At 53.7% G+C, this 18,983-nt stretch carries 19 protein-coding genes; 12 read left to right on the top strand and 7 right to left on the bottom strand.

From position 1 onward, the window contains the following. Nucleotides 1-24: 24 nt before the first annotated feature. From degS to zapG, 3 genes are all read right to left on the bottom strand, one after another. Nucleotides 25-1,095, bottom strand: coding sequence for an outer membrane-stress sensor serine endopeptidase DegS (gene degS, locus NA330_RS04545; RefSeq protein WP_000497705.1), 1,071 nt, complete (start codon nt 1,093-1,095; stop codon nt 25-27). A gap of 92 nt (nt 1,096-1,187) precedes the next feature. Next, nucleotides 1,188-2,555 carry a serine endoprotease DegQ gene (degQ, locus tag NA330_RS04550; protein ID WP_000716690.1) on the bottom strand — a complete coding sequence of 456 codons (1,368 nt, stop codon included), beginning with the start codon at nt 2,553-2,555 and terminating at the stop codon, nt 1,188-1,190. Nucleotides 2,556-2,711: 156 nt separating this feature from the next. After that, entirely contained in the window at nt 2,712-3,110 is a 399-nt protein-coding gene (gene zapG, locus NA330_RS04555; RefSeq protein WP_001519074.1) for a Z-ring associated protein ZapG, read from the bottom strand. Between the two features lie 192 nt (nt 3,111-3,302). Here zapG and zapE point away from each other — a divergent pair, with 192 nt between their 5' ends. From zapE to nanQ, 12 genes are all read left to right on the top strand, one after another. Further along, nucleotides 3,303-4,427 carry a cell division protein ZapE gene (gene zapE, locus NA330_RS04560; RefSeq protein WP_001191220.1) on the top strand — a complete coding sequence of 375 codons (1,125 nt, stop codon included), beginning with the start codon at nt 3,303-3,305 and terminating at the stop codon, nt 4,425-4,427. Nucleotides 4,428-4,728: 301 nt separating this feature from the next. After that, nucleotides 4,729-5,157 (top strand): 50S ribosomal protein L13, encoded by a 429-nt coding sequence (gene rplM, locus NA330_RS04565; RefSeq protein ID WP_000847559.1) that lies wholly within the window; start codon nt 4,729-4,731, stop codon nt 5,155-5,157. A gap of 15 nt (nt 5,158-5,172) precedes the next feature. After that, entirely contained in the window at nt 5,173-5,565 is a 393-nt protein-coding gene (gene rpsI / locus NA330_RS04570; RefSeq protein ID WP_000829815.1) for a 30S ribosomal protein S9, read from the top strand. Between the two features lie 199 nt (nt 5,566-5,764). Beyond that, a complete protein-coding gene (locus tag NA330_RS04575) occupies nt 5,765-6,517 on the top strand; it encodes a DUF695 domain-containing protein (protein WP_077943754.1) in 753 nt (250 codons plus the stop codon). Nucleotides 6,518-6,779: 262 nt separating this feature from the next. Continuing rightward, nucleotides 6,780-7,418, top strand: a complete 639-nt coding sequence (gene sspA / locus NA330_RS04580; protein WP_000257298.1) for a stringent starvation protein SspA — start codon at nt 6,780-6,782, stop codon at nt 7,416-7,418. Nucleotides 7,419-7,423: 5 nt separating this feature from the next. Then, entirely contained in the window at nt 7,424-7,924 is a 501-nt protein-coding gene (sspB, locus tag NA330_RS04585; RefSeq protein WP_000366112.1) for a ClpXP protease specificity-enhancing factor, read from the top strand. A 108-nt stretch (nt 7,925-8,032) separates the two neighbouring features. Beyond that, nucleotides 8,033-8,824: a transcriptional regulator NanR gene (gene nanR, locus NA330_RS04590; RefSeq protein WP_000382926.1), complete on the top strand. Its 792-nt coding sequence runs from the start codon at nt 8,033-8,035 to the stop codon at nt 8,822-8,824. Between the two features lie 134 nt (nt 8,825-8,958). Beyond that, on the top strand, nt 8,959-9,852 hold the full coding sequence (gene nanA, locus NA330_RS04595) for an N-acetylneuraminate lyase (protein ID WP_001029667.1): 894 nt from the start codon (nt 8,959-8,961) through the stop codon (nt 9,850-9,852). 115 nt (nt 9,853-9,967) lie between these two features. Next, nucleotides 9,968-11,458, top strand: a complete 1,491-nt coding sequence (gene nanT / locus NA330_RS04600; protein ID WP_000108071.1) for a sialic acid transporter NanT — start codon at nt 9,968-9,970, stop codon at nt 11,456-11,458. 46 nt (nt 11,459-11,504) lie between these two features. Next, on the top strand, nt 11,505-12,194 hold the full coding sequence (locus NA330_RS04605) for an N-acetylmannosamine-6-phosphate 2-epimerase (protein ID WP_000054439.1): 690 nt from the start codon (nt 11,505-11,507) through the stop codon (nt 12,192-12,194). Beyond that, on the top strand, nt 12,191-13,066 hold the full coding sequence (gene nanK, locus NA330_RS04610) for an N-acetylmannosamine kinase (protein WP_023241662.1): 876 nt from the start codon (nt 12,191-12,193) through the stop codon (nt 13,064-13,066). Before NA330_RS04605 ends, nanK begins: the two co-directional genes overlap by 4 nt. Continuing rightward, nucleotides 13,063-13,530 (top strand): N-acetylneuraminate anomerase, encoded by a 468-nt coding sequence (gene nanQ / locus NA330_RS04615; RefSeq protein ID WP_000979900.1) that lies wholly within the window; start codon nt 13,063-13,065, stop codon nt 13,528-13,530. Before nanK ends, nanQ begins: the two co-directional genes overlap by 4 nt. Before the next feature lie 83 nt (nt 13,531-13,613). Here nanQ and NA330_RS04620 read toward each other — a convergent pair whose 3' ends face one another. From NA330_RS04620 to gltD, 4 genes are all read right to left on the bottom strand, one after another. Next, nucleotides 13,614-14,894, bottom strand: a complete 1,281-nt coding sequence (locus NA330_RS04620; protein WP_023241661.1) for a cytosine deaminase — start codon at nt 14,892-14,894, stop codon at nt 13,614-13,616. Beyond that, entirely contained in the window at nt 14,881-16,134 is a 1,254-nt protein-coding gene (gene codB / locus NA330_RS04625; protein ID WP_000076263.1) for a cytosine permease, read from the bottom strand. Before codB ends, NA330_RS04620 begins: the two co-directional genes overlap by 14 nt. Before the next feature lie 115 nt (nt 16,135-16,249). After that, entirely contained in the window at nt 16,250-17,353 is a 1,104-nt protein-coding gene (locus tag NA330_RS04630; RefSeq protein ID WP_023241660.1) for a PDDEXK nuclease domain-containing protein, read from the bottom strand. Between the two features lie 206 nt (nt 17,354-17,559). Continuing rightward, nucleotides 17,560-18,978 (bottom strand): glutamate synthase subunit GltD, encoded by a 1,419-nt coding sequence (gltD, locus tag NA330_RS04635; RefSeq protein ID WP_000081635.1) that lies wholly within the window; start codon nt 18,976-18,978, stop codon nt 17,560-17,562. Nucleotides 18,979-18,983: the final 5 nt, after the last annotated feature.

Raw genomic sequence — 18,983 nt, forward strand, 5'->3', positions numbered from 1 at the left:
GACGCGGGCAAAAGCCGCGTCGTTTTAGTTCGACGCCGGGTATTCCTGCACCGTCACCTGGAACGTGAGCTGCTTATCATCCCGCATTACCACGACCGGAATGACGGAGCCCGGGCGGATTTCCGCCACCTGATCCATCGTCTCCAGCGCGGACACGGCGGGTTTATTATTGACCGAAATAATCAAATCATTAACCTGAATACCGGCAAGCGCGGCGGGGCCGTTTGGCGTCACTTCATTAACGACAATGCCCTGAATCGGGTCCATGCCGCTACCCTGCTGCGCGTGCAGCGGCGCGATTTCTCGTCCGCCAATACCGATATAGCCGCGAATCACGCGACCGTCGCGGATAAGCTTATCCATAATTTTCGTGGCTAGCTGGAAGGGAATCGCAAAACCAAGACCTTCCGGCGTTTCGCCATCGTTACTCTTATCAAAAGAGAGGGTGTTGATCCCCATCAGTTCGCCTAACGAGTTGACCAGCGCGCCGCCGGAATTACCGTGGTTAATCGAGGCGTCGGTCTGGAGAAAATTCTGTCGCCCCGTCGGGTTCAGGCCGATACGACCCGTTGCGCTGATGATCCCCTGGGTGATGGTCTGTCCCAGATTATATGGGTTGCCGATAGCCAGTACGACGTCGCCAATATGCGGTGTACGCTTTGTATTAATCGGGATGGTAGGCAGCCCGCCAGTGGCGTTGATCTTCAGCACCGCCAGATCGGTAAGCGAATCGGAGCCAACCAGTAGCGCTTCAAAGACGCGGCCATCCTGTAGCGCGACGATAATCTGATCGGCATCGTTAATCACGTGCTTGTTGGTAATAATATAACCGCGTTGATCCATGATCACGCCGGAACCCAGCGTGCGGATCTCCAGTTGATTATGCGCGGTACTGTTCATACTGCGGTTATAGACATTGACGACGGCAGGCGCGGCGCGGCGAACCGCAAAATTATAACTGGCTGGCGTCTCATCGGTACTGTCGAATTGCGGGACGGCGATAGGATTAATTTTGCGCAAAGAAGGCATGACGGCCAACAGAATAGCGCCGACAATTAAACCTATTGCGACCGAACGTAAGAGCTTCACAAACATGATGGAGGCGTCGTTAAAAAAGGGAACGGCAGCAGCATACCATGAGTTAACCGGACATCACATCGCAGGCTGATGCCCGGTTTAAGACAGGATTAGCGCAGCAATAGATAAATGTTCTCGTTGCCGCGTACTACCTGAAGAGCAATGATGGACGGTTTTGCCGCCATCACTTTGCGCATTTCGGCGATAGAACTGATACGATCGCGGTTAACGCCGATGATAACATCATCTTTTTGCAAACCGGCCTGCGCGGCAGGACTGCTTTTTTCGACGCTATCAACCTTAACGCCTTTCGTCCCGTCTTTCAGCTGGCCGTCGCTCAACGTCGCGCCTTGCAACGCCGGGGCGATCATTTCGGCGCTGGCGGAAGAAGAGGTATTGGAATCCAGCGTGACTTCCACCTCCAGCGGCTTACCATCGCGCAGCAGGCCCAGCTTCACTTTCGTGCCCGGTTCGGTGGTGGCGATACGTGAACGCAGTTCGGCAAAGCTATTCAGCGGCTTACCGTTAAGACTGATAATCACGTCTCCGGATTTCACCCCGGCCTTCGCCGAACCTGAATTGGGTAAAACCTCGCTGACAAAAGCGCCACGCTGAACGTTCAGTTTGAATGCCTTAGCGATATCAGCGGTCATTTCAGTGCCTTTAATTCCCAGCAATCCGCGTTTGATTTCGCCGAACTGAATCAACTGCTGCGCCAGCGTCTGCGCCATATTGGAAGGAATAGCAAAGCCAATGCCGATGCTCCCGCCCCCTGGCGCGAGGATCGCGGTATTAATCCCGATCAGCTCGCCGTTCAGGTTAAGCAGCGCGCCGCCGGAGTTGCCGCGGTTAATAGAGGCATCGGTTTGAATAAAGTTCTCAAGCCCTTCCAGATTAAGCCCGCTGCGTCCCAGCGCTGAAATAATCCCGGAGGTGGCGGTTTGCCCAAGGCCAAACGGATTACCGACCGCTACTGCGAAATCGCCGACGCGGAGTTTGTCGGAATCGGCGATGGCAATTTGCGTTAACTTGCTGGGATTCTGAATTTGTAACAGAGCGATATCGCTCTGGTCGTCGCCGCCGATCAGCTTCGCGTCGAATTCGCGTCCGTCATTCAGTTGAATACTGATCTTCTGTGCCTGATTAATCACATGATTATTGGTTAATACATAGCCTTTCGCGGCATCGATAATCACCCCCGAACCGAGTCCTTCAAACGGCTGGGACGGCTGGTCTGGCAGATCCTCGCCAAAGAATTTTTTAAACTCCTCCGGCACTTTTTGGCTCTGGGCGGCGGTTCCCTCGACTTTTACGCTGACGACAGCAGGCAGCACTTTCTCCAGCATAGGGGCAAGGCTTGGCAGCGTCGCCTGGCCTGGCACCTGGCCTGGTATCGATGCAAGGGCTGGAAACGGCGCCGAAAGAGTTAATCCGACACTTAACGCTAATGCACTTAACAGCTGGGTGTGTTTTTTCATGGATGCTGCTCTCGTACCTTGAATGAACGGATAGACAATTCAAAACAGATTGATGTTATTGAATTTTCAGCCTGGTAACAATGATAATAGCTGGGACAGGAAAGATAGAGAGAGGGCGCAAGCGATGCGCCCGATAAATTTCTTAACGGCGTGCGATTAATCGCGCTTTGCGCCGCTACGTAACAGGCCAGACGCGCCTTCAGAATAATCACGTGGCATTTGTACTGGCGCCTGATCGTTGCTCGCCTCAGACTCCGCCAGACGGTTACGGAACGGATTCGACTCCGCAGACATTTCCGGCAGCAGGCTGCTGGAGCTTTTCGCCATATGCTGATACAGCTGGCGGTAATCATGCGCCATGGTATCCAACAGTTCCGCGCTGCGAGCAAAGTGGCTAACCAGCTCTTCACGGTACTCTTCCAGCTCAGCTTTGTTTTTTTCCAGTTCGTACTGCAATGCCTGCTGTTGACGTAACTTACGATTACCAAAACGCATGGCCACGGCACCAATGATGATACCGACGACTAATCCAATTAGCGCATATTCCCAGGTCATGAACATCTCCCGTTGTCTTATGTTTCCGTAGGGTGTTGGCTCCAGGCTCCATGCCCGCGCCTGATTATGCCACTATAACCGCTAATTCCGTAGAAGTGGAATCCCGACAGCATATCGCGTAGTGTAGAACGGCCTTTTTTTCGTCAGCCGTGAACGACGGCACATCGATTTTCAAGGAATAACAATAACATTATGCAAAGCCTTTCCCCTACATCGCGTTATCTCCAGGCACTCAACGAAGGCACCCATCAGCCTGACGACGTACAGAAAGAGGCGGTCGACCGTCTGGAAACCCTTTATCAGGCGCTCACCGCGAAAAAATCGTCGGCTACGCCACCCGGCGGTCTGATAGCGCGACTGGGGAAATTATTAGGCAAAAACGAACCGGACGCGCAAATACCGGTTCGCGGGCTGTATATGTGGGGGGGCGTGGGGCGCGGCAAAACCTGGCTCATGGATCTCTTCTACCACAGCCTGCCGGGCGAGCGAAAACTACGCCTGCATTTTCATCGGTTTATGCTGCGCGTGCATGAAGAGCTTACCGCGTTACAGGGACAGATCGATCCGTTAGACATTATTGCCGATCGGTTTAAAACCGAGACGGACGTACTGTGTTTCGATGAGTTTTTCGTCACCGATATTACCGACGCCATGCTGCTGGGCGGTTTAATGAAAGCGCTGTTTGCACGCGGCATTACGCTGGTCGCGACCTCCAATATTCCGCCGGATGAACTCTACCGCAACGGTTTGCAACGCGCCCGCTTCCTGCCGGCTATCGATGCCATTAAACAGCACTGCGACATTATGAATGTGGACGCCGGCGTCGATTACCGGCTGCGGACGCTGACGCAGGCCCATTTATGGCTAACGCCGCTTAATGATGAAACCCGGCGGCAAATGGATAAACTGTGGCTGGCGTTAGCGGGGGCCGCGCGCGAGCACGCTCCGACGCTGGAAATCAATCATCGCCCTTTATCCACCCTGGGCGTTGAAAACCAAACGTTAGCGGTCTCTTTCGCTACGCTGTGCGTCGAGGCCCGCAGCCAGCATGATTACATTGCGCTCTCAAGGTTATTTCACACGGTTCTGCTGTTTGACGTGCCGGTCATGACGCCGCTGATGGAGAACGAAGCGCGCCGCTTTATTGCTCTGGTGGATGAGTTTTACGAGCGCCACGTTAAGCTGGTGGTCAGCGCCGCCGCGCCGTTATATGAAATTTATCAGGGGGAGCGGCTCAAGTTTGAATTTCAGCGCTGTCTGTCGCGCCTGCAAGAGATGCAGAGTGCGGAGTATCTCAAGCGGGAGCATATGCCGTAAGCCGGACAAGCGCAGCGCCCCGGCATTGTGCGGTATCATATCTGTGCAACCTCCCCTACCGGAGGGTGAACCAGGCCTGAACAAAACCCGCGGCAAATCGCAAAAAGGGGTCGATCTTTGACCTGGACTTCTCTATAATCCTGCGACCCCACGTTACAAGAGAGTTTTTTCCCAAACTTTCTCTGTGCCGGCCAAACATATCCGAGGGGGTAGGTTTACCGGACTTTGTCGTGTGAACCTCAACTATTTAAACGTTTGGGTGTTCACCAACGTGTAACTTATTTATTTGGGTAAGCTTTTAATGAAAACTTTTACAGCTAAACCAGAAACCGTAAAACGCGACTGGTATGTTGTTGACGCGACCGGTAAAACTCTGGGCCGTCTGGCTACTGAACTGGCTCGTCGCCTGCGCGGTAAGCACAAAGCGGAATACACTCCGCACGTAGATACCGGTGATTACATCATCGTTCTGAACGCTGACAAAGTTGCTGTAACCGGCAACAAGCGTACTGACAAAGTGTACTATCACCACACCGGCCACATCGGTGGTATCAAACAAGCGACCTTTGAAGAGATGATTGCCCGCCGTCCTGAGCGTGTGATTGAAATCGCGGTTAAAGGCATGCTGCCAAAAGGCCCGCTGGGTCGTGCTATGTTCCGTAAACTGAAAGTTTACGCGGGCAACGAGCACAACCACGCGGCACAGCAACCGCAAGTTCTTGACATCTAATCGGGATTATAGGCAATGGCTGAAAATCAATACTACGGCACTGGTCGCCGCAAAAGTTCCGCAGCTCGCGTTTTCATCAAACCGGGCAACGGTAAAATCGTTATCAACCAACGTTCTCTGGAACAGTACTTCGGTCGTGAAACTGCCCGCATGGTAGTTCGTCAGCCGCTGGAACTGGTCGACATGGTTGAGAAACTGGATCTGTACATCACTGTTAAAGGTGGTGGTATCTCTGGTCAGGCTGGTGCGATCCGTCACGGTATCACCCGCGCTCTGATGGAGTACGACGAGTCCCTGCGTGGCGAACTGCGTAAAGCTGGCTTCGTTACTCGTGATGCTCGTCAGGTTGAACGTAAGAAAGTCGGCCTGCGTAAAGCACGTCGTCGTCCGCAGTTCTCCAAACGTTAATTGTTTTCTGCTTCGGCAGACAACTGTTAGCGAAAAAACCCGCTTCGGCGGGTTTTTTTATGGCTAAAGTCCGAATCCAGTCTCTTTTCCTCCCTATCTTTAGCATTATTCTCATCTTATTCATTTTTCATGCACGCTCAGAGAAAAGGAAGTCGCAGTGGGATTTTTTAACGCATTGTTTACTAAGAAAGAGTCGTTAATGCTGTCGAATAAATGGGAATTCTTTATAACAACGGTGGATGACCATGTTACGGGGATACGTGTGGATATCGGCGCCATCCAGGATGAAAAATTTGATCGCCTTATCCATACCGGGTTCTTACGTGTTCATTACACCAACTTTTATGAAAATGGTTTGCCGCAGCCCGATGAAACACAGCGTTTAAATCGTATAGAGGACTGGCTTGATGAAAAGGGGAAGACGTTTCCGATCTGGCTGGTGGGTGTGGTTACCCAACAAGGCTGGCGCGATTTTGTGTTCATGTCGGAAGAGGATCTTAACTGGGAAAAGACGCTGGATAAATTGCTCGCTGGTGGCCCGGAAATCTCTTTTAGTTATAGAGAGAGTCACAATGATAAAGGAAACTTTTACCGCCAGTTCTTGTATCCAACCCGATACGACTGGAACTGGATACACGATTCCCGCGTGTGCCGGGGATTACAGGAACAAGGTGATGATCTGACGCTTCCGCGCGCTATTGATTATTATGCGACATTGCCTACAGAAGTCGCCGCGCGCGACCTGGCGCAAGATATTGCTGCATTACCGTATGGCATAACGCTGGTCAGTATTCGAATGAATGACCCGCAACAGGGGTTTATGGCGTCTTTTATCAGCACCGATGCTCCGCAACAATGGCATATGACAGAAATCACTTGCCAGCTTACCGATCTGGCTGAAAAACATGGCGGCAGTTTTGATGGCTGGGGCGCACCGGTAGTACAGGCATAACAGGCGAAAGACAATATCTCAGGTGGGGCGAGCATTTCAGACCAGGAATATCTCTTTTTCCTCATTTCCAGAATCGACTCACCACAAAGGTCACAAAATCTGGTAAACTATCATCCAATTTTCTGCCCAAATAGCGGGGAATGTTCATTTTTTGTCTCGTTTCTGAGCAATGATGGCTTTTTTCGCCCTGGGTGACATAACATCTGGCTGGTCACATTGTGGCTGGTAGCAGTAAAAATTCTGAATATACCTGGAGGTTTTCATGGCTGTCGCTGCCAACAAACGTTCGGTAATGACGCTGTTTTCTGGTCCTACTGACATCTATAGCCATCAGGTCCGCATTGTGTTGGCTGAAAAGGGTGTTAGTTTTGAGATCGAACATGTGGAAAAGGACAATCCACCTCAGGATCTGATTGACCTCAACCCGAATCAAAGCGTTCCGACACTGGTGGATCGTGAGCTGACCCTGTGGGAATCTCGCATCATTATGGAATATCTGGATGAGCGTTTCCCTCATCCGCCGCTGATGCCGGTTTATCCGGTCGCGCGCGGTGAAAGCCGTCTGTACATGCACCGTATTGAAAAAGACTGGTATACGCTGATGAACGTCATCGTAAACGGGTCTGCTTCCGAGGCCGACTCTGCGCGTAAACAACTGCGTGAAGAGCTGCTGGCGATTGCGCCGGTATTTGGTCAGAAACCGTATTTCCTGAGCGACGAATTCAGCCTGGTTGATTGCTACCTGGCGCCTCTCTTGTGGCGTTTACCGCAGTTGGGTATTGAATTCAGCGGCGCAGGGGCGAAAGAGCTGAAAGGCTATATGACCCGCGTCTTTGAACGTGATTCTTTCCTGGCTTCTTTAACCGAAGCTGAACGTGAAATGCGCCTCGGTCGGGGTTAACCTGTATGGATTTGTCACAGTTGACGCCGCGTCGTCCCTATCTGTTGCGTGCTTTCTACGAGTGGTTGCTGGATAACCAGTTGACCCCGCATCTGGTGGTGGATGTGATGCTGCCTGGCGTGCATGTCCCTATGGAATATGCGCGCGATGGGCAAATCGTCCTCAATATTGCGCCGCGGGCGGTAGGTAATCTGGAGCTGTCTAATGATGAAGTGCGTTTTAATGCGCGCTTCGGCGGCGTTCCCCGTCAGGTTTCTGTGCCTTTGGCTGCGGTGCTGGCGATTTACGCCCGTGAAAACGGCGCAGGCACCATGTTTGAGCCTGAAGCCGCCTATGATGAAGACGTTGTCAGCTTAAATGATGATGACAATACCGCAGGCGCGGAAAGCGAGACCGTGATGTCCGTCATTGATGGCGATAAGCCCGACCACGATGACGACAGTAGTCCTGATGACGAGCCGCCTCCGCCGCGTGGCGGACGTCCGGCGCTACGCGTAGTAAAATAATCAACAGGCCCTGAAGGGCCTGTTTTGTTTGGTCTCCTCGCGGGTTCACCCTGCTTTTGAAGCTGTGTTACGATAAGCTTGCTATTATTTGCCACCGACCACTCATGAATGGACGTTATGAACGCATTTGATTCGCAAGCAGAAGATTCACCGACATCCCTCGGGCGTAGTTTGCGCCGCCGCCCGCTGGCGCGTAAAAAACTGTCTGAAATGGTTGAGGAAGAGCTGGAGCAGATGATCCGCCGTCATGAGTTTGGCGAGGGAGAACAGCTACCGTCTGAACGTGAATTAATGGCCTTCTTCAATGTAGGACGTCCCTCTGTGCGTGAAGCGTTAGCTGCGCTGAAGCGTAAAGGCCTGGTGCAAATCAATAACGGCGAACGCGCCCGCGTCTCGCGCCCCTCCGCTGATACCATCATCAGCGAACTGTCGGGTATGGCGAAAGATTTTCTTACTCATCCTGGCGGCATCGCTCACTTTGAACAGCTACGGCTTTTCTTTGAATCCAGCCTGGTACGCTATGCGGCGGAACATGCCACCGACGAGCAGATCGCGTTGTTAACGAAAGCGCTGGAAATTAATAGCCAGTCGCTGGATGACAACGCGCTGTTTATTCGTTCGGATGTCGAGTTTCACCGGGTGCTGGCTGAAATTCCCGGCAATCCGATCTTTATGGCTATTCATGTTGCTCTGCTGGACTGGCTAATCGCCGCTCGCCCAAGCGTTCCCGATCGTGAGCTGCATGAACATAATAACGTGAGTTATCAACAGCATATTGTGATTGTTGATGCCATTCGCCAGCGAGATCCCGATAAAGCGGATCGCGCTCTGCAAACCCACCTCAATAGCGTTTCCGCTACCTGGCACGCGCTCGGTAAAAAAAGTCAAAAAATGCGGTAGCGATCGCGCCTCCGATCCCAGTTTAGTGAAGCAGATCGCACTATAAGCGTTCTGTATTATTTGCTGCTTATTTGATCTGGTATAACAGGTATAAAGGTAGGTAGTTAATATATTCATCATCCGTAGAGGTAGGTATGGCAAAAGCATTGCAAGGCGTAATGGCGGCGTTGTTGACCCCATTTGATCATCAGCAGCAACTGGATAGCGAAAGCCTGCGCCGTCTGGTGCGTTTTAACATCGGCCAGGGTATCGACGGGCTGTACGTTGGCGGTTCCACCGGGGAAGCATTCGTACAGAGCCTTGCTGAAAGAGAGCAGGTACTGGAGATTGTCGCCGAAGAGGCGAAGGGAAAAATCACGCTGATCGCCCATGTCGGGACGGTAAGCACCGCAGAAAGCCAGCAGCTTGCCAGCGCCGCAAAGCGTTACGGTTTTGATGCGGTCTCTGCGGTGACGCCTTTTTATTACCCTTTCAGTTTTGAAGAGCACTGTGACCATTATCGGGCAATCATTGATTCCGCAGATGGATTGCCGATGGTGGTATACAACATTCCGGCGTTAAGCGGTGTAAAACTTACCCTCGATCAGATCAATACGCTGGTGACATTACCGGGCGTGAGCGCGCTGAAGCAAACCTCCGGCGATCTCTTCCAGATGGAGCAGATCCGCCGCGCGCATCCGGATCTGGTGCTGTACAACGGTTATGACGAAATCTTCGCTTCCGGCCTGCTGGCGGGCGCGGACGGCGGTATCGGCAGCACGTACAATATTATGGGCTGGCGTTATCAGGGGATTGTTCAGGCATTACGTGAGGGCGATGTGGCGAAAGCGCAGCGTCTGCAAACCGAGTGCAATAAGGTTATTGATTTACTGATTAAAACCGGCGTATTCCGCGGCCTGAAAACGGTCCTGCATTATATGGACGTGGTATCGGTGCCGCTATGTCGTAAACCGTTTGCGCCTGTTGATGAAAAATATCTGCCGGCGCTCAAGGCGCTGGCTCAACAACTGATGGAAGAAAAGGCGTAACAGCATAATGCCGGGGGCGCTACGCTTGCCCGGCCTACAACAGTGTGAGCGGTAGGCCGGATAAGGCGGAGCCGCCATTCGGCATAACGACAACAAAAATCGTCGGGAGAGTAAAATGAGTACTTCTACCCAGAACATCCCGTGGTATCGCCATCTCAACCGGGCGCAGTGGCGGGCATTTTCCGCTGCCTGGCTGGGATATCTGCTTGATGGTTTTGATTTTGTGTTGATTGCTCTTGTACTGACTGAGGTACAAAGCGAATTTGGGCTGACGACGGTACAGGCGGCAAGCCTGATTTCTGCGGCTTTTATCTCTCGCTGGTTCGGCGGGTTATTACTGGGCGCGATGGGCGATCGCTATGGGCGTCGTCTGGCGATGGTCAGCAGCATCATTCTGTTTTCGGTGGGAACCCTGGCATGCGGGTTTGCGCCCGGTTACACCACCATGTTCATTGCCCGACTGGTGATTGGTATGGGCATGGCGGGCGAATATGGTTCCAGCGCGACCTATGTGATTGAAAGCTGGCCAAAACATTTACGCAATAAGGCCAGTGGTTTTCTGATTTCCGGCTTCTCCGTCGGCGCGGTCGTTGCCGCGCAGGTGTACAGCCTGGTGGTGCCTGTCTGGGGCTGGCGCGCGCTGTTTTTCATTGGCATTTTGCCAATTATCTTCGCCCTCTGGCTGCGGAAAAACATTCCGGAAGCGGAAGACTGGAAAGAGAAACACGCGGGTAAAGCGCCGGTACGTACGATGGTCGACATTCTTTATCGGGGCGAACATCGCATCATCAACATTTTAATGACTTTCGCCGCCGCCGCTGCGCTGTGGTTCTGTTTTGCCGGTAACCTACAAAATGCTGCGATTGTGGCGGGGCTGGGACTACTGTGCGCGGTTATCTTTATCAGCTTTATGGTGCAGAGCAGCGGTAAACGCTGGCCCACTGGCGTCATGCTGATGCTGGTGGTACTGTTTGCTTTCCTCTATTCCTGGCCGATTCAGGCGCTATTACCCACTTATCTGAAAACTGAGCTGGCCTACGATCCGCATACGGTGGCGAATGTCCTGTTCTTTAGCGGATTTGGCGCGGCGGTTGGTTGCTGCGTAGGCGGTTTTCTTGGCGACTGGCTGGGAACGCGTAAAGCATATGTCTGTAGCCTGCTGGCCTCGCAAATTCTCATTATTCCGGTCTTTGCGATTGGCGGCACAAACGTCTGGGTTCTGGGTCTGCTACTGTTTTTCCAACAGATGTTGGGGCAGGGGATTGCCGGGATTCTACCGAAACTGATCGGCGGTTACTTCGATACCGATCAGCGCGCGGCGGGGCTGGGCTTTACTTATAACGTCGGCGCGCTCGGCGGCGCGCTGGCGCCGATCCTGGGAGCGCTGATCGCTCAACGTCTGGATTTGGGCACTGCGCTGGCATCGCTCTCTTTCAGCCTGACGTTTGTCGTGATCCTGCTTATTGGGCTTGATATGCCGTCTCGCGTACAGCGTTGGCTACGTCCGGAAGCGTTACGCACCCACGATGCTATTGACGACAAACCGTTCAGCGGAGCCGTACCGCTTGGCAGTGGTAAAGGTGCCTTTGTAAAAACGAAAAGTTAATCCGCTTGCCCGGTTTTCAACCGGGCAATATTTGTAAGGGAGTAGTATGTCGTTACTTGAACAACTGGATAAAAATATTGCCGCTTCTGGCGGCCTGATTGTCTCCTGCCAGCCCGTTCCGGGCAGTCCGCTGGATAAGCCGGAGATTGTAGCGGCAATGGCGTTGGCGGCGGAACAGGCGGGCGCGGTTGCGGTGCGTATTGAAGGCATAGACAACCTGCGTATGACCCGCTCGCTCGTTTCGGTACCCATTATCGGCATTATCAAACGCGATCTGGACGACTCTCCAGTGCGCATTACCCCTTTTCTCGACGATGTAGATGCGCTGGCGCAGGCCGGCGCAGCTATTATCGCCGTTGATGGAACCGCTCGGCAACGGCCGGTAGCCGTTGAGGCGTTGTTGGCGCGCATTCATCACCACCATCTACTGGCGATGGCCGACTGCTCATCCGTGGACGATGGTCTCGCCTGTCAACGGTTGGGCGCGGACATTATCGGCACGACAATGTCCGGCTACACCACCCCCGATACGCCGGAGGAACCCGATCTGCCCTTAGTCAAAGCGTTGCATGACGCCGGATGCCGGGTAATAGCCGAAGGGCGCTATAACTCGCCAGCACTGGCGGCGGAGGCGATCCGTTATGGCGCATGGGCGGTGACGGTGGGGTCCGCCATTACCCGTCTGGAACATATCTGTGGATGGTATAACGACGCATTAAAAAAGGCGGCGTCATGACTACGTTAGCAATCGATATTGGCGGTACTAAACTTGCCGCCGCGCTCATCGACAACAACTTGCACATTAGCCAGCGTCGCGAGCTGCCGACCCCCGCAAGCAAAACGCCGGATGCGTTACGTGAAGCATTAAAGGCGCTGGTTGAACCGCTACGGGCGGAGGCGCGTCAGGTAGCGATAGCTTCTACCGGGATCATTCAGGAAGGGATGCTGCTGGCGCTAAACCCCCATAATCTGGGCGGCTTGCTACACTTTCCGTTAGTACAAACACTGGAAACGATCGCAGGCCTGCCGACGCTGGCGGTGAACGACGCGCAGGCGGCGGCCTGGGCGGAGTATCACGCGCTCCCTGATGATATCCGCGATATGGTATTTATCACCGTTTCAACCGGCGTTGGCGGCGGCGTTGTCTGCGACGGCAAGCTCCTTACCGGAAAAGGCGGTCTGGCCGGGCACCTGGGACACACCCTGGCGGACCCACACGGTCCCGTATGCGGCTGTGGACGCGTTGGCTGCGTAGAGGCCATCGCCTCCGGACGAGGGATGGCTGCGGCGGCGCGGGACGATCTGGCGGGATGCGACGCCAAAACCCTATTTATTCGCGCTGGCGAAGGTCATCAGCAGGCGCGACATCTGGTAAGCCAATCCGCGCAGGTAATAGCGCGGATGATCGCCGATGTGAAAGCGACTACCGACTGCCAGTGTGTGGTCATTGGCGGCAGCGTAGGGTTAGCTGAGGGATACCTGGAGCAGGTTCGCGCGTTTTTGATGCAAGAGCCTGCGCCTTATCACGTGGCGCTGAGCGCCGCTCGCTATCGGCATGACGCAGGATTATTAGGCGCTGCTTTGTTAGCTCAAGGAGACACATTATGATGATGGGGGAAGTACAGTCGTTGCCTTCTTGCGGGTTGCATCCGCGACTGCTGGATGCCTTGACTCTCGCGCTGGCGGCAAGGCCGCAGGAGAAAGCGCCGGGGCGCTATGAATTGCAGGGCGACAATATCTTTATGAATGTAATGCAGTTAACGACGCAAATGCCGGCCGAGAAGAAAGCGGAATTGCATGAACAATACATTGATATTCAGCTACTACTAACCGGCGTCGAGCGTATTGCGTTTGGGATGTCCGGTGCCGCTCGCCAGTGCGAGGAGATGCACGTTGAAGAGGATTACCAGCTTTGTAGTCAAATTGCCGACGAGCAGACTATTACGCTGCAAGCGGGGATGTTTGCTGTGTTTATGCCGGGAGAACCGCATAAACCGGGATGTGCAGTGGGTGAGCCGGATGACATCAAGAAAGTGGTAGTGAAAGTACGCGCCAGTTTGCTGGCGGCCTGAATCTCTTGCCGGAGCAGTCTTCCGAACGCAGCCCCCTTACGGGGCTGCGTGGTGAATGTGCCGGAGAGCGCGGGTATGACGGGTTAACGCTTAAACGTCACGGCTTCCGGCTGGGTCAGGTGCAGCGTCGTCTGGCTCGGCACCGTCTCGGCAATTACCCGCCCGTGGCGAATCGAGTAACGGGCAGGCGTCTGGCGACGTACCGCATCGAATCCATTCTCAGCGGGTAAGATAACCAGATTCGCGGCATGGCCGACACTCAGACCGTAGTCCTGTAAATGCAGGGTTTTTGCGCTGTAGGTAGTGATCAGATTTAACCCGTCGTTGATTTGCCCATACCCCATCAACTGGCAAACGTGTAACCCCATATGCAGCACCTGCAGCATATTGGCGGTGCCTAATGGATACCACGGATCGAAGACGTCATCATGGCCAAAGCAGACGTTGATCCCCGCTTCCAGCATCTCTTTCACCCGCGTGACGCCACGACGTTTCGGGTAAGTGTCAAACCGCCCTTGCAGATGAATATTCACCAGCGGGTTGGCGACGAAGTTAATCCCCGACATTTTCAACAGGCGGAACAGGCGTGACGCATACGCGCCGTTGTACGAGTGCATAGCCGTGGTGTGGCTGGCGGTCACGCGCGCCCCCATGCCATCACGATGCGCCAGCGCCGCGACCGTTTCGACAAAGCGAGACTGCTCGTCATCAATTTCGTCACAGTGCACATCGATCAAGCAATCGTATTTCTGCGCCAGTGCAAAGATTTTGTGCAGCGATTCAACGCCATATTCGCGCGTGAACTCAAAGTGCGGAATGGCACCAATAACGTCAGCGCCCAAACGCACGGCTTCCTCTAACAGCGCTTCACCGTTGGGATAAGACAGAATACCTTCTTGCGGAAAGGCGACGATTTGCAGGTCTACCCACGGCGCAACCTCTTGCTTCACTTCCAGCATGGCTTTCAGCGCGGTGAGCGTAGGATCTGAAACGTCAACGTGAGTACGAACGTACTGGATGCCGTTAGCCATCTGCCATTTCAGGGTCTGCATCGCGCGCGCTTTCACATCTTCATGCGTGAGCATTGCTTTACGTTCTGCCCAGCGCTCAATCCCTTCAAACAGTGTGCCGGACTGGTTCCAGCTCGGTTCACCCGCCGTTTGCGTGGTATCCAGGTGGATATGTGGCTCAACAAACGGTGGAATAGCCAGACCGCCTTCGGCATCAAGCACTTCGCCCTGCGGTAACGATGCGGCTTCCTGAGGCTCAATCCGGCTAAAGCGCCCGTTTTCAATCGTAATCTGCCATAATCCTTCGTGTCCCTGCAGACGCGCCTGACGAATGGTGATGTTATTGTTCTGCATGGCTGACCTCTGGTGATTTAGCAAGGCTGCGGTTGAAAAGTGGATTCAGCAGGATATAGCTGAAGACGCCGCCGAGTACGGCGTTGACGGGCACAATACCAGGAACATAATGTCCGGCGGCGATGCCCAGCGCGACGGAAAGAATAGCAATCCAGTTAACGGGAATAAAGCGCACGGTGTTGAAGTCGGCATAGCGGCGACGGTTCAACAGATAGTCGGCAATAATCACTCCGCCAATCGGTGGGATGGCAGATGACAGGAACGTCAGCCAGCCGACAAAATTATTGTAAAGCCACAGCGCGCACACGGTACCGATAATCCCGTTCACCACCGACAGCGTACGGCTGGAAAGACCGGTAATATTGGCGAAGCCCAGACCCGATGCGTACAGCGCGTTATCGTTGGTGGTCCAGATATTCAGGCCAAGCACCACAATCGCGGGCAGCAGCAGCCCCTGCGCTATCATCACATCAGAGATATCCGCCTGACCGACGGCGGCAGCGCCTGCCGCGCCAAAGATAAACATCAGCGAGTTGCCGAGGAAAAAAGCGACCATCGCAATCAGTACGGCGCTTTTGGCATGACGCCCGAAGCGGACGAAGTCGGCGGTCAATGTACCGGCGCTGACAAACGATCCCACCACCAGCGCCAGCGCGCTGGAAAAATCCAGCGGCGTCTGCGGCACTATCGTTTTTAAATGCTCCAGCCCACCCACGCCGCTGACCGCCAGCCAGACGGAGTAGCTGCCCAGTATAACGATCGCGGGTACGGCAATGATAGACAAAATGGTCAGCGCCGAGATGCCGAAAAAAATGGTCAGGGTCATCAGTAGACCCGAAACGGCAATCAGGATATTGGCATCAATGCCCGTCGCTTTACTGACCGGAATAGCGAACATCGCTACGCCAACGCCAAACCAGCCTACCTGTGTGCCGCCTAGCAGCAGCGAGGGAAGCCATGATCCTTTAACGCCAAAGGAGTAACGTGCAAGGAGGTGGGTGGAGAGTCCGGTTTTTGCGCCGATGTAGCCAAGAAATGCAGTGTAGATACCGAGGAGGAGATTACCGAAGAGAACTGCGAGGAAGAAATCATTATAAGAAAGACCGGTGCCGAGTGTCCCTCCGGTCCACATACTGGCGGAAAAAAACGTTAAACCCAACATGACAAACGTCAGTGGAATCACGCCCTTCCGCGCCGCCAGAGGGACGGGGCCCTGGCTATAATTGTTGTCCTGCGACACAACGCCTCCATGAATTTTGCCCAAAAAATCCGCCGCATAATATACAGTTCTCAGAATAAAGCAAACGTTTTCGTGTGATATTTTCTTGATAATTATTCATGGTATTAATGGTTCGCTAGTTTTTCTCCGTTGTCAGTGAACCACCGCGTGTGAGTTGAGTTTCCAGCATGGTTTGCGAACGAATAAGTTCGTCTGTGAGTAATTTTTCGTCAGGCAGCTGCACTTTGTACTCGCTCGCCATGATGGTGTTTGGCAGGCCAGTCAGCGCGTAATGCGCTTCCCCCGCGCCTTTCCCTGCGCACAAAACTAAGCCGACTGGCGGGTTTTCTCCGGGCATTGTCCAGTGCTCTTTGGCATAGTTCAGGTACATATTCATCTGCCCGGCATCGCTATAGCTGAATTTGCCTACCTTCAGGTCAACGAGCAACAGGCAGCGCAAGCGACGATGGAAGAACAGCAGATCGACGCGGAACCAGCTATCGTCTATGCGTAGTCGGCGTTGGCGGCCAACAAAAGCAAAATCGTCACCAAGCTCCAGCATAAAGTCCATCAGGTGGCTGAGCAGCGCGTCTTCGAGATCTGATTCGGAATACTCGTCCTTCAGGTTAAGAAATTCCAGAATGAACGGGTCGCGTATGGCTTGCTCCGGCAAAACGTTTGGCTCGGCGGGTGCAGGCTGCTGCAACATGGCGGATTTGTCGTGGGACAGTAGCGTTCGTTCGTAAAACTGAGTGGCGATTTGCCTGTCGAGCTGCCTAACTGACCAGCCGTTACGTAGCGTCTCTTTCTCGTAAAAAGTGCGGGCATCGTTATCTTTCACCGACAGCAGACGCACATAAGCTGACCAGGGAAGAGGGAATGTTTTGGCGAGCGGTATGAGATTTGAAGATTCCGCAGACAGTGTCTGCGGAATTTCAATATGTTGAAAACAAAGATAAAATGTACGAATTTGCCATAGGTTTCTGGTGGAAAAACCGCGCTTATAGCGCTGACTTAAATCTACCGATAATCGTTCGATGAGCTGAGTGCCATAGGCCGCTCGCGCTTCTCCCCCCTGTTCAAATTCGACAATGCGTCGGCCAATTTCCCAGTAGGTGGCAGTCATAATGGCATTGATGCTGCGCACGGTCTCGGTACGTGCCGTATCGACCAGACGAATAATGCCGTCATGAATTTGCTGATATTCATCAGACTGTGGCGCTAAAGTTGGATTCGTCATGTCATCCCTTACGTGATAGTTTCATTGTGAAATTAGAACGCTATCAATACGCTTCAGGCGTAAACGGATCAATCTATGAACGGATTTTACATGGCATTACATCTCGATTTACGAGCGGGTTTCCAGAATCGGCAGGAGAGATATTGAGGAGAGGAATATCGGCTCCCCAGCCATCAGCCAAGGCAGTAAGCGGGGAGCCGGAAGGGTTATACTTCGAGGTAGTTCATAATCCCGTCAGCCGCTTTACGGCCTTCCGCAATCGCCGTCACCACCAGATCGGAACCGCGCACGATGTCGCCACCGGCGAAGATTTTCGGGTTGCTGGTCTGGAAAGCATTATCGCTGCGTTCCGGCGCGATAATTCGTCCCTGCGAGTCCAGTTCCACGCTGTGTTTCGCCAGCCATTCCATGCTGTGTGGACGAAAACCAAACGCCATCACCACCGCATCAGCCGGAACCACATGCTCGGAACCGGCGACGATCTCCGCCCGCCGACGGCCTTTGGCATCCGGTTCGCCCATTTCAGTGCGCACCATTTTTACGCCGCTCACTTTGCCGTTGGCATTGACTTCAATGCCCAGCGGTTGAACGTTAAACTGAAACTCGACACCTTCCTCGCGCGCGTTTTTCACTTCGCGTCTGGAACCCGGCATGTTCTCTTCATCACGACGATAAGCACAGGTTACGTGCGTTGCGCCCTGGCGTATGGAAGTGCGTACGCAGTCCATTGCGGTATCGCCGCCGCCCAGCACCACCACGCGTTTGCCTTCCATGCTGACATATGGTTCGTCGCTGGTTTCGCCAAACCCCATGATCTGCTTCGTATTGGCGATCAGGAACGGTAGAGCGTCGAAAACCCCGTCCGCATCTTCATTTTCCAGCCCGCCGCGCATCGACTGATAGGTGCCGACGCCAAGGAATACCGCATCGTAATCTTTCAGCAGATCTTCAAGCTGTACATCACGACCCACTTCGGTATTAAGTTTGAACTCAATACCCATGCCGGTGAAGATCTCGCGACGACGGGTCATCACCTCTTTTTCCAGTTTGAAAGCTGGAATACCGAAGGTCAGCAGGCCGCCGATTTCCGGATGGCGATCAAAGACCACCGCCTTCACGCCGTTGCGGGTCAGCACGTCGGCGCACGCCAGCCCTGCCGGACCTGCGCCGATAATCGCTACCCGTTTGTCCGTCTGGCGCACGCCGGTCATATCCGGGCGCCAGCCCATTTCGAACGCTTTATCGTTGATATAGCGCTCAATGTTACCGATGGTCACTGCGCCGAACTCATCGTGCAGCGTACAGGAGCCTTCGCACAGGCGGTCCTGCGGGCAGACGCGGCCACACACTTCCGGCAGGGTGTTGGTCTGGTGCGATAGCTCAGCCGCCTCAAAAATACGCCCTTCGTTAGCCAGTTTCAGCCAGTTCGGGATGTAGTTATGTACCGGACATTTCCACTCGCAGTAGGGGTTCCCGCAGGACAAACAGCGATCCGCCTGGGCTTTCGCCTGACCTTCAGAAAACGGTTCGTAGATTTCAACAAACTCGATCTTACGGATCTTCAGCGGTTTCTTCGGCGGATCAACGCGCTGCAGGTCGATAAATTGATAAACATTCTGGCTCATTTCAA

Source organism: Salmonella sp. NW722 (genome assembly GCF_051702785.1).
Taxonomy (GTDB): Bacteria; Pseudomonadota; Gammaproteobacteria; order Enterobacterales; family Enterobacteriaceae; genus Salmonella; species Salmonella enterica.

Excerpts from the sequence above, each read along its gene's own strand:
- degS (WP_000497705.1), bottom strand. The coding sequence starts at position 1,095 with ATGTTTGTGAAGCTCTTACGTTCGGTCGCAATAGGTTTAATTGTCGGC.
- degQ (WP_000716690.1), bottom strand. The coding sequence starts at position 2,555 with ATGAAAAAACACACCCAGCTGTTAAGTGCATTAGCGTTAAGTGTCGGA.
- zapG (WP_001519074.1), bottom strand. The coding sequence starts at position 3,110 with ATGACCTGGGAATATGCGCTAATTGGATTAGTCGTCGGTATCATCATT.
- zapE (WP_001191220.1), top strand. The coding sequence starts at position 3,303 with ATGCAAAGCCTTTCCCCTACATCGCGTTATCTCCAGGCACTCAACGAA.
- rplM (WP_000847559.1), top strand. The coding sequence starts at position 4,729 with ATGAAAACTTTTACAGCTAAACCAGAAACCGTAAAACGCGACTGGTAT.
- rpsI (WP_000829815.1), top strand. The coding sequence starts at position 5,173 with ATGGCTGAAAATCAATACTACGGCACTGGTCGCCGCAAAAGTTCCGCA.
- NA330_RS04575 (WP_077943754.1), top strand. The coding sequence starts at position 5,765 with ATGCTGTCGAATAAATGGGAATTCTTTATAACAACGGTGGATGACCAT.
- sspA (WP_000257298.1), top strand. The coding sequence starts at position 6,780 with ATGGCTGTCGCTGCCAACAAACGTTCGGTAATGACGCTGTTTTCTGGT.
- sspB (WP_000366112.1), top strand. The coding sequence starts at position 7,424 with ATGGATTTGTCACAGTTGACGCCGCGTCGTCCCTATCTGTTGCGTGCT.
- nanR (WP_000382926.1), top strand. The coding sequence starts at position 8,033 with ATGGACGTTATGAACGCATTTGATTCGCAAGCAGAAGATTCACCGACA.
- nanA (WP_001029667.1), top strand. The coding sequence starts at position 8,959 with ATGGCAAAAGCATTGCAAGGCGTAATGGCGGCGTTGTTGACCCCATTT.
- nanT (WP_000108071.1), top strand. The coding sequence starts at position 9,968 with ATGAGTACTTCTACCCAGAACATCCCGTGGTATCGCCATCTCAACCGG.
- NA330_RS04605 (WP_000054439.1), top strand. The coding sequence starts at position 11,505 with ATGTCGTTACTTGAACAACTGGATAAAAATATTGCCGCTTCTGGCGGC.
- nanK (WP_023241662.1), top strand. The coding sequence starts at position 12,191 with ATGACTACGTTAGCAATCGATATTGGCGGTACTAAACTTGCCGCCGCG.
- nanQ (WP_000979900.1), top strand. The coding sequence starts at position 13,063 with ATGATGATGGGGGAAGTACAGTCGTTGCCTTCTTGCGGGTTGCATCCG.
- NA330_RS04620 (WP_023241661.1), bottom strand. The coding sequence starts at position 14,894 with ATGCAGAACAATAACATCACCATTCGTCAGGCGCGTCTGCAGGGACAC.
- NA330_RS04630 (WP_023241660.1), bottom strand. The coding sequence starts at position 17,353 with ATGACGAATCCAACTTTAGCGCCACAGTCTGATGAATATCAGCAAATT.
- gltD (WP_000081635.1), bottom strand. The coding sequence starts at position 18,978 with ATGAGCCAGAATGTTTATCAATTTATCGACCTGCAGCGCGTTGATCCG.